This window comes from Sporofaciens sp. JLR.KK001 (genome assembly GCF_036941055.1).
GTDB lineage: Bacteria > Bacillota > Clostridia > Lachnospirales > Lachnospiraceae > Sporofaciens.
Window position 1 is genome coordinate 790,126 of record NZ_JAYMNO010000001.1, and the last position, 14,464, is coordinate 804,589.

Here is a 14,464-nt window from a genome sequence, read left to right on the forward strand (position 1 = left end):
TGAATAGAGATTGTTATAAAAGATATTTAGACGATATAATTAGAATATTAAGGTGTTCATAATGAAACACGGTTTTGTGAGAAAAATACTAAAGTGCAAAAAAGATGAATCTATTACAAATAATTTGCGTCGCAAAAAAGTAACTATAGAAAAGCAGTTATATAAGAAGCCCATTTCTCGCGAGGCACTTAAAGGGGCATTGATGGAGATGGGTTTAGGTAGAGGAGATAGTGTTATCGTTCATTGCGCATGGCGAGAATTCTATAATTATACATCTACACCTAATAGCGCGATAGATATAATAATAGACATAATTGGTAAAGATGCCAATTTGGCAATGCCTTGTTACGGTGCAGATGAAAAAATATTTGATCTTAAAACTACACCATCTGCCGCAGGTGTTTTGTCGGAGGTGTTTCGAAAAGAGTATGAAGTTATAAGAAGCAATTGTAGCCATTTTTCAATGGTAGTGATGGGACCTGATGCAAAAGAATTAACATGCTCACAGATTAGCAGTAGATCAGGTTTCGATGATTTAGCAACGTATAGCAAGATGTTATCCATTCCTGGTTGTAAGGTTCTTTTCCTTGGATTAGGGAAATATCCACTTCAAATCACACAGATGCATGTTGAAGAATATAGGAGGATGGATGAATACATATGGTGCAAGAATCTCTTTACTGAAAAGTACGAGTCAGTTTTACTTAATACACCAACTGATGGTCAGCAGCTGAAAAGGATTATGATAAAAAGAAAGGGTGGTCGCCCAAATAAAAAGAATCGTTGTAGAATATACAAGCAACTACAAAACTATAAGCATATAAAATTGAGTAATATTGATATGGTATTGGTAAATGCTGATGATACAAAAAATAGTATAGATAAATGTATTGATGAAAAACGAATGTTTTCAAAATGAATGGAGTTAAGATGTTACTAGTAGTTGTTAATGGTTATGTGAGTGAAGAAAATCCTAGCAAGAATGCTTTTGTGCATTCTCGAGTGCTGGGATATTTGGATAGTGGAATACCTACTAGGGTATTTGTTGTACAAAAAAAATGTAAAAAGTCGGAATATGAGTACGAAAATGTCCATGTCTATAAGGGGTCACCAGATGATCTCGCAAAAATGATTAATAATGATGATAGTATACGTATATGTATGCACTTTATTAATGGAGATATGATTTCAGCATTAAATAAGGTTGAGTCAAAAAGAAAGGTTTTTATTTTTGTTCATGGGGTAGAAGCGTTATATTGGTATCAGAGAATTTTTAAGGGAACATTTGGCAATATGCGTCTGATCTTGGGATTTATTAAGTATTCAATAAATAATATTATTGAGATACGCCGAATAAGAAGATTTCTTAATACAAACAGGCATGATTGCTGTTTCATTGCAGTATCAGGATGGATGAAAGAAATTGCCGAAAAAAATTGGAAGTGTAACGGAAAATTTAGATGGGAGATTATTCCCAATTACGTTAATAATTCGAGATTTCCATATGTTGAAAAAAATGCCAATGATGCGTTTAATGCAATATCAATTCGTGCGTTCTCTTCAGGAAAATATGCTAATGATATTACTGTAAAAGTCATTAAGGATCTTAACGAGAATGATGCTGCTAAGAATATGAGCTTTTGTGTTGTTGGAGATGGACCGTTGTATGAAAAAACCATCACACCAATTATTAAATATGAGAATGTTTCTTTTGAAAGAAGAATGTTACAGCAAAATGAAATAAGTAGCTGGCATCAAAAATATGGTGTTTTCATTTGTCCCACTAGGCAAGATGCGCAAGGTGTGTCTATGTGTGAAGCAATGTCAAGTGGGTTGGTTCCAATTACATTGTATAATACAGCTATACCAGAGTTTCTTCCAGATGAAAAATTGAAATGTAGAAACGAAACGGAAATGGTTAGACTGATTGAGTATTTAATATCTAATCCCGATGAGTATTTAAGATTGTCCAGAAAATGTAGTGAATTTATCTCTGATAAGTGTAGCAAGAAGAACACAATTGAAAAGGAAATATCATTCTTTAAGGTTGATAGTGAATGACCAATGATAATAAGAAAAACTAGTAAAATATCAATTACTGACATACTTTGCATGGCTATATTTGGGCTTTCCCTATTTGCGGTAACATTCTTAGCTATAACGGTTGGCGGATTTAAGTTATCGCTATTTAGGATACTTGTAGTTATAGCATTTTTACTCACTATTTTAAAATCCCTAAAACTAAATAATTATATTATATGTATGGCCGTATGGCTAGCCGAAGCCCTTTTGAGTTATCTGTGGTGCACGGATACGACACGATGGTTTCAAGCAGTTTTTTTTATATTTATCGCATTCGCACTGGTGTTGTTTTACTCATACAATATAGTAAACACAGGGGTATTTAATAAAGCTTGTGTTTTCTTTGCATTATTGATTGGCGTGCATAATTTTATTGCATATCGAGAAATTGCTACCGGAGTATATCGCTGGGCTGATGAAACTAAAGTATATGCTTTGATAAGAGATGGTTCCCCTACATCAGTGTTTTCTAATCCTAACAATCTTGCTACAGTTTTACTTTTTGGGATTACTGTATTAATCATCTGTTTTATGAACAGTAAGATAAAAATAATGAGATTGTTATGGGGAGGTCTAATTATTTCATGTATTTACCTGATTGTTTGTACTAAATCAAGAGCAAATGCTATAGCTTTGATTATAGGAATTATCTTTTATTTTCTTATAGGTTCTAAGCAATCATCAAAAAGAGTTGGATTTTTCGTAGCATTGATGATGATAGGTGGACTACTGGCAATTTCTCCTGTTGGAGATTTGATTGTTTCTCAATTTAGCGATGTTGTAAGAATAAAAGTGTCTGAAGAGACATTGAGAGTAGAGTTGCTAAAGACAGGATGGGATTGCTTCATTGATTCTTATGGTTTGGGTGTAGGTGCGGGTAATTTGCCTAATAAAATTATCGATCATATGGGGGCTCTGGGAGGAAGCTTACACTTTTGGTGGTTAGAAGTTCTTTTTACATATGGACCAATTGTATTTGCATTATATATTTATTCTTATGTGAAACTTCTTCTTACTTGTATTAATAATTCAAAAAGGGGATCCATTATTTCACGCTTATTTGCAGCATATCTATTTGCCTACATTTTAGGAGCAGTTTCTTGTAGTTCAGTTATGGGTATGGAAACACTATGGTGTATTTGGGCAGTAATTATAGGGTACGAGAATAATATTGATAAAGTTGAGAGTTTGTGAACCAATGAAGGTATTGAATAAAAAAGAGAGTTTTTTTGAGACGGTAATGCATATAGGGGCAGGCACTATTATTAATATGGTAATAGGCTTCATTTCGACGCCTATTTTTACTAGATTAGTGGAGCCTGATGAGTATGGAAAATTAAATATATTTACGCTTTATATTGGTATTGCTGTTATGGTTCTTTGTCTTGGCTTGGATCAGGCAATGGTGAGATTTTATTATCATGACAAAAGTATTTCTTACAAAAGATGGCTGGTTTCGGTTTGTGTTATTATTCCAATTATAGTCTTTTCTATAGTATGTATCGCATTTGAGGTGCTATTGGCAACGGATACTATAGTATTTGAATTTACAGGTATTAGGATTCTTTTTTATTGTGGTGTTTTTTGTGAGATATTATTTCGATTTGCAAGTCTTTTGTTAAGGCTAGAAGGTAATGGAAAGTATTACTCTATAGCAAGTATAATATATAAATCTTCATATGTAATAGTTGCAGTTATCATTATTGAATTATTTAAAAGAAATGATTTTTTGCCATTGGCAATTGGTCTTGTAATGGGTTATTTAATGGCACTTGCTTTTTCAACGATTTCATATCGTGATATATGGTTTTTTTGGAAAGAAAAAACATCCATTTCTGTTAAAATATCGGAGTTGTTAACATATAGTTTGCCTTTTATTCTTTCAATGGGATTGACAACATTGTTTGAAGCGATTGACAAGCTTTCACTGAAGTATTTATGCGATTATTCAGTCGTGGGGATTTATTCGAGCGCAACAACATTGATTGCTGTATTTGCTATTGTTCAATCTTCTTTTAACGCTGTTTGGGCACCTACATCTGTAAAACACTACGAGGAAGCACCGGAAGACCGTGGCTTTTATACACGTTATAACATAACAATTACCGTGATAATGTTTGTGTTTGGTATGACATTTATTCTTTGCAAGGACGTGTTTGGTCTGTTGTTGGGAATAAAGTATAGAGAGGCTGCTCAAATAATACCTTTTTTAGCATTGCACCCGATTATGTATACAATTTCAGAAACAACGGTTACAGGGGTAGTTGTAAAGAAAAAGAGCTATGTTCATATTATTATAGCTGCTATCGTATGTGTTGTTAATTTTGTAGGAAATATGTTATTAATCCCATATCTGGGTGCAAAAGGAGCAGCGATTTCTACAGGATTATCATATGTCGCCTTTTATTCACTTCGGACGGGGTTTGGAAACAGATATTATTGGTTTGATCACAAACCATTGAAATTCTGGCTATCCGCTTTTTTGTCGATTATTTATGCTGTGTATAATACATTTTTTGAAATGGGGATAGTTTCAGTGGTTCTTTATCTAGTGATAGTAGCTGCTATTTCGTTTTTATATAGGGAAACGATTAGAACAATCATAAGTATCTGTTTGAATAAAATTAAAAGAAGGGTTTGATTTTATATGGGTAAAGAAGCGATAATCCTTAGACAGACAGAATTTGGTGCTTTTGTTTTGATTTCAATAGGGTACATTTTATATTGGGCTTTATTTGGTTCGTTCTTCAGAGCGGATAGCATAATATGTTATATTGCAGGATACTTTATAGCAATTGTGGTGGAGAAAAGTAAAGAGAGAATGCCCAAGGTTTTAATAGTTGTATCTTCAGCTATTGCAATTCTGATGTGCGCAGTTCGCATAGTTGTTGAATTAAATGAACCTAATTTTACTGGTTTCTATGATATCTTGATGAGCTTTTTTATTCAGTATTCAAAGGTTGCATTTGGTATATGCTTATTTGTTGTCCTTTATGCACTTTTAGGAAGAATTGAAAAGAATAGTTATCTTGATATGTCAGATAAATACTTATACATTATTTATCTGACACATCATATATTTATAATTGGTCCGTTGTCATTGCTTCGTATTATTCCGGTTATAGGCATAAATATTATTGCTGTTTTACTATGTACGATAATCACTGCGTTCATTGTTCAAAGAATATCAAACAGAATTCTTACGGCAGCAATGACATACAGTAAAAAAAATATAAAAGGATAAAGAGATTTATGAAAAAAGTTATGTTGGTGTTTGGGACAAGACCAGAAGCTATAAAAATGTGTCCACTTGTAAATGAGCTAAAAAAACGATCTTTAATCAAGACCTTTGTATGTGTGACTGGACAGCATAGACAAATGTTGGATCAGGCATTAAATACTTTTGGAGTTGAGCCTGATTATGATTTGTCGATAATGAAGGATAAGCAAACGTTATTTGATATAACGACAAATATTCTTGATAAGATAAGAAAAGTTTTATTAGATGTAGCTCCGGATATTGTCTTGGTGCATGGCGATACATCTACCACATTTGTTACTGCTCTTGCATGCTTTTATCTTCAAATTCCGGTCGGGCATGTTGAAGCAGGGTTACGTACATATAACATATACTCACCATATCCAGAAGAGTTTAATAGGCAATGTGTAGGGATAATTTCACAGTATAATTTTGCCCCAACTCAGCTTGCAGCGGAGAATCTCATAAGAGAAGGGAAGGATCCAAAGAGAATATTTGTTACGGGAAATACTGTAATTGATGCGATGCATCATACAGTAAAAAAAGATTATACGCATCCTGAATTGGAGTGGGTTGGAGATAACAAACTAATATTTATAACAGCCCATCGTAGAGAAAACATCGGAGAACCAATGCATCATATGTTTAGGGCCATTCGGAGAGTACTCAATGAACACCCTGATTGCAAAGCAGTTTATCCTATACACATGAATCCAGTCGTTCGTCAAGCTGCGGACGAAGAGCTTGGAGACTATAAACAGATTCATATTATTGATCCGATAGATGTGTTTGATTGCCATAATTTTGAGGCGAGGTGTTTTCTTTGCTTAACAGATTCAGGAGGAATTCAAGAAGAATGTCCTTCCTATGGCAAACCTGTTCTTGTCATGCGGAATACTACAGAAAGACCAGAGGGGGTGACAGCAGGAACCCTAAAATTGGTCGGAACAGGTGAAGATGAAATATATAAAAGTTTTAAAGAACTTTTGGAAAATCCAGATGCCTACGCTGCGATGTCACATGCATGCAATCCATATGGTGATGGACATGCATGTGAGAGAATAGCCGATATTCTTGAAGGTAAAGATTATAATAGATTTATTTGAGAGGAAAAAAGATGTTAGTAAGTGTAAGTGGATACAATTACTCTGGTTCAAGTGCTGTTATTGACCTGTTGGCGGAATATAGTGAAACTAACTGTGTAAAGCAAGAAATTGCATTTGCATATATGCCTGATGGTCTGCTTGATCTGGAATATAATATGAATCATACCGCAACATATTTTAATGGAGATGTGGCAATTCAACGTTTTTGGAATCAATGTTTACGATGTGATATGCCCAAAGATAAAAAACAGTTATTCCTTCAAAAAAGCAGGGAATACATTGATTCGATTGTTGAAGATACTTGGCATGGTGGATCCTACTTTGATTCTACACGTTTATCAGGGGCGAAATATTATATATGGTACTTAAAAAAAAGTATTTCATCGCTAATATATCATTACTCAAAAAAAGTTACGAATTGGAATCAACGGGCTATGTATTTAGCTTACTGCTGTACGAATTTTAATACTTTGACTTCAAAGTACCTCAACGATATTGCCGATATGTTTTCGGTAGAAGGTAAGATAGGAGTCTTTAACCAATTTTTTTCTGCATTTAGGCCAGAATTAAGCATGAAATTTTGTGTGGATGGAAAGACAATTGTTGTAGATAGGGATCCTCGGGATATTTATATTTTGGGCAATGTAAGGCATGAAACAGCATGTTTCCCATCACAGGATGCAAAAAAATTTGTTACTTGGTATAAGAGGTGTTGGGATAATTGTGTTAAAGAGGAATCAGATAGAGTTTTGCATGTTCAGTTTGAAGATTTGATTTTTCAATATGAGATTACTGTAAAACGTATCGAAGTATTTTTAGGTATTGATGACCATGTTAAACCCAGAATGTACTTTAAACCGGAAGTGTCAATTAATAACACACAATTAAAGATGAGATTTCCTAAATTAGCATCTGATATTGCATACATAGAAAAAGAATTGAAAGATTATTTATACGTCTTTCCAGAAGGTTATAAACCCTCAGGGGATTTCTTTTAGAAGCGAAGATATCGATTATGATTTTAACAAGAGAACAATTTGATGTTTTAGTAGCCTTAGCATTATCATCAAGTGCATTGGATCAGAGTGTGTTAGCAAAGCTTACAGGATATGATTGTCGAACAATCAGTCAAATAACAGATGAACTGGTAAGTAAAAAGTATATTGAGAATTATAACATTACTGAAGAAGGACTTGCAGCTCTTGAACCATACCGCGTAAAGAGGGCCATATTTATTGCTGCTGGTTTTGGCAAACGGCTCATCCCTATTACATTAAATACGCCAAAGCCTTTGGTTAGGGTTCATGGCATCAGGATTATTGATCGTTTAATTGATGCATGTTTGTCTGCTGGTATCAATGAAATATATATTGTTCGAGGATACCTAGGGGAATTATTTGATCAGTTGTCTTACAAATATCCGATGATCAAATTTTTAGAAAATCCTGTATATAATGAAGCAAATAATATTAGCTCCTCGCTGGTGGCAAGATATCTGTTGTCGAATGCGTATGTGTTTGAGGCGGATTTGTTGATAAATAATCCTAAAATCATAAAGAAATATCATTATTCATCTGACTTTCTTGCAATCAAAAAGGATAAAAGTGATGATTGGTGTTTTAAAGTGAAGGACGGAATTATTATCGAAGAAAAAGTAGGGGGCGAAGGGGATGATATTTGGCAGATGGTAGGAATTTCCTATTGGGATGAAAATGATGGGAAAAAGTTGAGTCAGGATATAGCGGATATCTATAAAAGCCCTGGTGGAAAAGAAAAATACTGGGAGCAAGTCCCTTTGGTATATAGGAAAGAAAATTATGCTGTCGAAGTGATGGAGTGCTTCGACGAAGATATTGTTGAAATCGATACCTTTGATGAACTTAAAGCAATCGACGAGGTATATAATGTATAAGTTTAGTGCAGGAATAAAAAAGCAAAGGAGTAACCGCAATGGAACCAATTAAAAAAAATGTCTTGTTGAATCCGGGTCCCTCAACCACAACGGACACAGTAAAGTATGCACAGGTTATACCGGATATCTGTCCACGTGAAAAAGAATTCGGATCTCTCATGAAAGGGCTGCGGGAAGACTTGGTTAAAATCGTACATGGTGATTTAGAGAGGTATACATCTGTTTTGTTCTGCGGTTCCGGCACCATCAATATTGATGTGGCTATCAACAGCTTGCTCCCGGAAGGCAAGAAAGTACTGGTTGTAAATAATGGAGCATACTCTACCCGTGCTGTAGAGATTTGTCAGTACTACGGACTTCCTCATATCGACCTTCAATTCCCTGTGAATCAGAGGCCGGATCTTGAAAAGGTGGAGCAGACGATTAAGGATAATCCAGACATCGCTCTTGTTCATACTACTCATAACGAGACAGGCACAGGAATTCTGAATCCGATTCGAGAGATTGGCGCATTGGCGCATAAGTATGGAGCAGTGTTTACGGTTGATACTACAAGTACTTACGCCATGAGGCCTATCAATATTAAAGAGGATAACATCGACTTCTGTATGGCATCTGCTCAGAAGGGACTTATGGCTTTCACAGGACTTAGTTTTATAGTGGGAAATAGAGCTATTATAGAGAAGTCAGCGTCTTATCCTAAGCGTTCCTATTACTGCAATCTTTATCTCCAGTACGAGTTCTTTGAGAAGACTGGGGAGATGCATTTCACTCCGCCAGTTCAGACTATATATGCCACAATTCAGGCTTTGAAGGAATACTGGGCTGAAGGCGAAGAAGCGAAGTGGGCAAGACATACAAGAGTATTCAATGCCATCAATGCAGGTCTTGATGAGCTTGGATTCCGTCAGGTAATTAAGCCTGAGTGGAAAACAGGTCTTGTTTCTTCTGCAATATACCCGGATGATCCTAATTGGAGCTTTGAGGCTGTTCATGATTACTGTTATGAGCGTGGCTTCACAATCTACCCCGGAAAAATTAGCACTACAAACACATTCAGGCTTTGTGCTCTTGGAGCAATAGATGAAGCTGATATAAAAGATTTCTTTGTGGTATTCAAAGAAGCACTTGAAAAAACAGGTGTTCAGACACCGGTGATTTATAAAGGAGACACCAAATGAAAACGGTTTATACTTGTTTTTGTACCGATGTTATTCATGATGGACATCTGAATATTATTAAAGAAGCTCATAAAAGAGGGAAGGTTATTGTAGGATGTCTATCAGATGAAGCGTCGATTCGATATAATAAATTCCCTACTATAAGTCAGGATGAAAGGGTAAAGCTTTATCGAGGGATTGACGGTGTTGAAGATGTTGTAATCCAGAACGATATGCTTTATAATGATGTGATCACATTGGTTCAACCTGATTATGTGATTCATGGTGATAATTGGCTTGAAGGACCTGAAAGGGCAATTCGTGATCATGTAGAAGAATTACTGGAATCATACGGCGGTGAACTTATTGATATTCCATATACTTATAGTGAAAAGGTAAAGAAGATTGATATGCAGCTTCGTGAAAGGCTTGCTATGCCGGAGTATCGAAGAAAATGTCTTCGCCAGTTAATTTCTATGACACCGATTGTAAAGGTTATGGAAGCTCACAGCGGTTTGACTGGTTTGATCGTGGAGAAGACAGTTGTTGAACATGAGGGTAAACTGGATCAGTTTGATGCAATGTGGGTGTCTTCTTTATGTGACAGTACAGCAAAAGGAAAACCGGATATTGAGTTAGTGGATATGACCTCCCGTTTTCGTACTATTGATGATATCATGGAGGTTACCACAAAGCCTATTATTTTTGATGGCGATACTGGTGGACTTACAGAGCATTTTGTGTATACAGTAAGATCTCTTGAACGTATGGGTGTAAGTGCCATAATCATCGAGGATAAGAAAGGGCTGAAGAAAAACTCTCTTTTTGGAACTGAAGTTGAGCAGACACAGGCTACTATCGAAGAAATGAGTGTAAAGATCGCAGCCGGTAAGAAAGCACAACTCACCGATGATTTTATGATCATTGCGAGAATTGAAAGTCTTATTTTGGAACGCGGCATGGATGATGCACTGGAGAGAGCGTTTGCGTTCGTAAAAGCGGGTGCTGATGGTATCATGATCCATAGTCGTAAGAAAGATCCTGCCGAGATTGTGGAATTCTGTGATAAGTTCAGAGAAGAAGACAAGACTACTCCGATTGTGGTTGTTCCGAGCAGTTTTAATACGATCACAGAGGATGAGCTTGCTTCTCATGGTGTAAATATCGTTATCTACGCAAATCAGCTCACCAGATCCGCATTCCCTGCGATGCAGAAGACAGCAGAGGATATTCTAAAGTTCCATAGGGCTAAAGAAGTTGATGACAGACTTATGCCAATCAAGCAGATCATCACACTGATTGATGAACTGTAAGAGGAGAACGGACATATGAAGGTAGAAAAATTTGTTGAGATTATAGGATCAGATTTTTACACTGGAGTTCCAGATAGTCAGCTGAAAGCACTGTGTAATTATTTGATGGATAGATATGGAATTGATCCGAAGCATCATGTGATTGCAGCGAATGAGGGTAATTGTACTGCTCTCGCTGCTGGATATCATCTGGCAACCGGAAAAGTTCCGGTTGTGTACATGCAGAATTCAGGAGAGGGTAATATCATTAATCCGGTGGCAAGCCTTTTAAATGATAAGGTCTATGCTATCCCGGTTGTGTTTATTGTTGGCTGGCGCGGAGAACCTGGCGTTCATGATGAACCTCAGCATATCTACCAAGGCGAAGTTACTGTGAAACTCCTTGAGGATATGGGAATTAAAAGCTTCATCGTTGGTTCTGATACAACCGAAGAAGAACTGAAGGCGAAAATGGAGGAGTTCAATTCTATCATAGCTATAGGCAAGGATGTGGCTTTTGTAATTCGTAAGGGCGCTTTGACTGATGCTCCAAAGGTTGAGTACAAGAATGATAATACGATGGTGCGAGAGGAAATCATCCATCACATCGTAGTCGCCTCCGGAGAAGATCCTATTGTATCTACAACGGGTAAAGCCAGTCGTGAGCTGTTTGAGACGAGAGTTGCGTATGGACAGAGTCATAAGTATGACTTCTTAACTGTGGGATCAATGGGGCACAGTAGTTCCATTGCTCTTGGCGTGGCTATTAATAAGCCTGATGCAAGAGTGTGGTGTGTTGATGGTGACGGTGCCGTTCTCATGCATATGGGTTCAATAGCGGTGTTAGGAGCGAATAAGCCAAACAATTTGATCCATGTGGTGATTAATAATGGAGCTCATGAGACAGTTGGTGGTATGCCTACAGTAGCCGGAAGTATCGACTTGGTAGCCATAGCAAAAGCATGTGGCTATCCAAATGCTGTATCTGTTGATACCTTTGAGAATCTTGACAGAGAGCTTGAGGCTGCTAAAAACAGAAACGAGTTAAGCCTTATTGAGGTGAAATGTAGCATCGGTGCGAGAGAAGACTTAGGAAGACCAACTACAACCGCTTTAGAGAATAAACAAAACTTTATGGAGTATTTGAATACTCTGTGAAAAAAATCAAGAAAACTGGTGAAAAGCGGTTTTCTGTCTTTGGCTGAATTGGATTGAAATGAAATGATTCAAAATGGTCAGTATTGATCGGGGGTAAAAAACAATGGGCAATAAAAAGGGAAATCAAAGCATAAAAACAAACGATACATTGGTCGATAAATATAAAAATCTATTCACTGAATTTGAAAAGCAAGGACAGGACATTACTGGAGCTTTTGAGCAGTTTGGCGGAAAAGACGCATTCCTTCAGCATATCCAGGATATTGAGGATGATCTGGCTAGTGATAAGGCTGAAATCTTTAAGCAAGCTTATACTGATGGTGATATCAGGAGGTGCGTGAAATCAGTTATTAACATGGCTAGGGATGATTGGTTCCTTTACAAGAGAGGGCTTAAAAAGGTGCTCTATTCTGAAGGAAATCTTTTTAAGAATCCATTGAATTATGGTTTTAATGCGGATGATTATGATAAAACCAGGCAGATTCTAATCTTGTCTATAAGTAATATCGACCGTATGTCAAAAAATAAAGGATCCGGTGTTTCAAAGGAAATGGCTAATTCAAGCTGCAAAGAATTAGTGCAGCTTATGTTTCTGTATGAGTGCCTCTATAACAATAGGGTTGAAAATGAGAAGAGGTTAAATGAGTCCGCATTTCTCGAACTGTCGCTACCGCAGATATTTCAAAGTTTTTTGGTGTTCTTTCAGAGCCAGAATAATCTTGTTAGAGAAGAGATGGCAAAAAGGTGGCATTCTCAAGAATATATTACCGGTTTTGAATCGCAGGTAGCATCAGAGAACTCATCTATCAATCCAGACTTACATGTTTCGTTTGGCGACAGCTTTGAGCAGTTGATAGAGGATATGGATGCTCTGTTTAGGTATGTGTTTCATCTTAAGGGTAATGATGCCATATCCATGGATGATACAAAAGATGGATTTAAGACGCCGTATGAGTCACCGGACTATTCAATGCTTGATGCGCTGTCAATGCTTGATGTTCTATTATCCAGAATGGAAATGGGATTCCGCTATTCAGGATGGTATATAGGAACCTCAAAGGATCCTGACGGGAAGGAAGGCTATTGCTTTTGGCCGTCAGATGAAAAGGCTTTTAAAATTCATATAGCTGCCGGGTTGCGTAATAAGCACAATTTCATGATTGAGGCTGCTAATGAGAGTCTGAAAGCCTCGGTAAGCAGGAAATCAAAAGATACAGGATTGAATTATGACGGTGTGGAGCATTTGCCCGGTGGATTTTATTCTGAATATCTGACTGCCTCTGACAGGCTGAATACCAAGGATATCGAGGCTTTCCATTTTGGTGCTGAGGAATATAAAATACTTAAATCGTATGCGGAACCAGTAATAGCATCCACCAAAAAGAGAAATAAACCTTATTATTTTACGGTACAGTTCAATGATATCTGTGTTGAGGAATATCTGGATGCCTATGTGTTCTTATATACTCTAAGCAAAGTGGTTTATTGTGCTGTAATCCGGTCGGGTGTACAAGAGGATCTTGCTCTGCCGGTTAGTTTAGAATACTTGTATAGGGAATATGCTTCTGTTTCCAGGCTGAAGAATGATAAAGCCAAGAGACTTATTGATTTTTATGTTTTTGATAATAGTGTATCACGGAATAAGAGATTAGGAGATTTATTTACTAATCCACTGGTCAGTGTAGGAACTGGTATGATTCTTTTATCGGAAGGCTTAATCAATCAGGTGAACCTAGACCGAAACATAGAGGTGTTTCTCGATCGAAACAATGTAAACCTTGCTCCGATCGGTAAAGAACTGGAGAATAGTCTGATTGCGAAACTTCAGTCGGTAGAAAGTCTCAGAATAAATACAAATAAAATAGAGTTCATGGCTTATGATGGGAGGAATGTTGAATTTGATTTTATAGCTTTGATTGATGATTATCTCATCATTTTAGAGATGAAATCGTTGTTGCAACCATATGACGATGTTGAACTCTACAGAAGACGTAAGCCTATATTAGAAGGCGTGGATCAGGTTAATCGTCGTGTAAAGATTGTAAAAAAAGATTGGAAAAAAATAAAAGAACTGGCAAACATCAAGTTACCGGAGGAAGCTTATGAAGAGGAACATATTATCAAAATTGTATGTACCGATGTATATGATTTTACAGGGTTGGAATTTGACGGAGTAATTGTAACAGATGATGCCACAATAATAAAGTATTTCACTAATCCATATGTTCACGGAATACTTGATAAACAAGAGAAAGGGGTTAAATTTCTTAAGAAAAAAGTTCTATGGGGGGAAAGCGGCAAACCATCTGCGGAGGAACTTATAAGATATCTACACAATTCGGATACTATGGATTATTATCTGGAATGTATTGAACCGGAGTGGAAGGGAATTCCTGTCTTTGAAGATTATAAACCGATGGTTTTTCAGGACATGGTTGTAAAAGAAGATCCTCTGAAAAAGATTGCTGAAAAGTACGGTATGTAGGAGGTTTCTT

General features: G+C 36.6%; 12 protein-coding genes. All 12 read left to right on the forward strand.

Annotated features, from left to right (window positions below; translation table 11 throughout):
* Positions 1-61 precede the first annotated feature (61 nt).
* Entirely contained in the window at positions 62-919 is an 858-nt protein-coding gene (locus VSQ62_RS04250; RefSeq protein ID WP_334633415.1) for an AAC(3) family N-acetyltransferase, read from the forward strand.
* Between the two features lie 11 nt (positions 920-930).
* On the forward strand, positions 931-2,061 hold the full coding sequence (locus tag VSQ62_RS04255; protein WP_334633416.1) for a glycosyltransferase: 1,131 nt from the start codon (positions 931-933) through the stop codon (positions 2,059-2,061).
* Positions 2,062-2,064: 3 nt separating this feature from the next.
* Complete coding sequence (locus VSQ62_RS04260; RefSeq protein WP_334633417.1) at positions 2,065-3,276, forward strand: O-antigen ligase family protein; 1,212 nt, start codon at positions 2,065-2,067, stop codon at positions 3,274-3,276.
* Positions 3,277-3,280: 4 nt separating this feature from the next.
* Positions 3,281-4,723 carry an oligosaccharide flippase family protein gene (locus tag VSQ62_RS04265; protein ID WP_334633418.1) on the forward strand — a complete coding sequence of 481 codons (1,443 nt, stop codon included), beginning with the start codon at positions 3,281-3,283 and terminating at the stop codon, positions 4,721-4,723.
* Positions 4,724-4,729: 6 nt separating this feature from the next.
* Positions 4,730-5,326, forward strand: coding sequence for a hypothetical protein (locus VSQ62_RS04270; protein ID WP_334633420.1), 597 nt, complete (start codon positions 4,730-4,732; stop codon positions 5,324-5,326).
* Positions 5,327-5,334: 8 nt separating this feature from the next.
* Positions 5,335-6,447, forward strand: coding sequence for a non-hydrolyzing UDP-N-acetylglucosamine 2-epimerase (gene wecB / locus VSQ62_RS04275; RefSeq protein ID WP_334633422.1), 1,113 nt, complete (start codon positions 5,335-5,337; stop codon positions 6,445-6,447).
* An 11-nt stretch (positions 6,448-6,458) separates the two neighbouring features.
* A complete protein-coding gene (locus tag VSQ62_RS04280) occupies positions 6,459-7,445 on the forward strand; it encodes a sulfotransferase family protein (RefSeq protein ID WP_334633424.1) in 987 nt (328 codons plus the stop codon).
* 17 nt (positions 7,446-7,462) lie between these two features.
* Complete coding sequence (locus VSQ62_RS04285) at positions 7,463-8,359, forward strand: sugar phosphate nucleotidyltransferase (protein WP_334633426.1); 897 nt, start codon at positions 7,463-7,465, stop codon at positions 8,357-8,359.
* 38 nt (positions 8,360-8,397) lie between these two features.
* Positions 8,398-9,540, forward strand: coding sequence for a 2-aminoethylphosphonate aminotransferase (locus VSQ62_RS04290; protein WP_334633427.1), 1,143 nt, complete (start codon positions 8,398-8,400; stop codon positions 9,538-9,540).
* Positions 9,537-10,832: a phosphoenolpyruvate mutase gene (gene aepX / locus VSQ62_RS04295; protein WP_334633429.1), complete on the forward strand. Its 1,296-nt coding sequence runs from the start codon at positions 9,537-9,539 to the stop codon at positions 10,830-10,832. The genes VSQ62_RS04290 and aepX overlap by 4 nt, the downstream gene beginning before the upstream one ends.
* 15 nt (positions 10,833-10,847) lie before the next feature.
* Entirely contained in the window at positions 10,848-11,969 is a 1,122-nt protein-coding gene (gene aepY, locus VSQ62_RS04300) for a phosphonopyruvate decarboxylase (protein WP_334633430.1), read from the forward strand.
* A gap of 103 nt (positions 11,970-12,072) precedes the next feature.
* Positions 12,073-14,454: a hypothetical protein gene (locus tag VSQ62_RS04305; RefSeq protein ID WP_334633431.1), complete on the forward strand. Its 2,382-nt coding sequence runs from the start codon at positions 12,073-12,075 to the stop codon at positions 14,452-14,454.
* The last annotated feature ends 10 nt before the right edge of the window (positions 14,455-14,464 follow it).

Coding starts and splice junctions, on each gene's coding strand:
- VSQ62_RS04250 (WP_334633415.1), top strand. CDS start 62: ATGAAACACGGTTTTGTGAGAAAAATACTAAAGTGCAAAAAAGATGAA.
- VSQ62_RS04285 (WP_334633426.1), top strand. CDS start 7,463: ATGATTTTAACAAGAGAACAATTTGATGTTTTAGTAGCCTTAGCATTA.
- wecB (WP_334633422.1), top strand. CDS start 5,335: ATGAAAAAAGTTATGTTGGTGTTTGGGACAAGACCAGAAGCTATAAAA.
- VSQ62_RS04260 (WP_334633417.1), top strand. CDS start 2,065: ATGATAATAAGAAAAACTAGTAAAATATCAATTACTGACATACTTTGC.
- VSQ62_RS04270 (WP_334633420.1), top strand. CDS start 4,730: ATGGGTAAAGAAGCGATAATCCTTAGACAGACAGAATTTGGTGCTTTT.
- aepY (WP_334633430.1), top strand. CDS start 10,848: ATGAAGGTAGAAAAATTTGTTGAGATTATAGGATCAGATTTTTACACT.
- VSQ62_RS04290 (WP_334633427.1), top strand. CDS start 8,398: ATGGAACCAATTAAAAAAAATGTCTTGTTGAATCCGGGTCCCTCAACC.
- VSQ62_RS04255 (WP_334633416.1), top strand. CDS start 931: ATGTTACTAGTAGTTGTTAATGGTTATGTGAGTGAAGAAAATCCTAGC.
- VSQ62_RS04305 (WP_334633431.1), top strand. CDS start 12,073: ATGGGCAATAAAAAGGGAAATCAAAGCATAAAAACAAACGATACATTG.
- aepX (WP_334633429.1), top strand. CDS start 9,537: ATGAAAACGGTTTATACTTGTTTTTGTACCGATGTTATTCATGATGGA.
- VSQ62_RS04280 (WP_334633424.1), top strand. CDS start 6,459: ATGTTAGTAAGTGTAAGTGGATACAATTACTCTGGTTCAAGTGCTGTT.
- VSQ62_RS04265 (WP_334633418.1), top strand. CDS start 3,281: ATGAAGGTATTGAATAAAAAAGAGAGTTTTTTTGAGACGGTAATGCAT.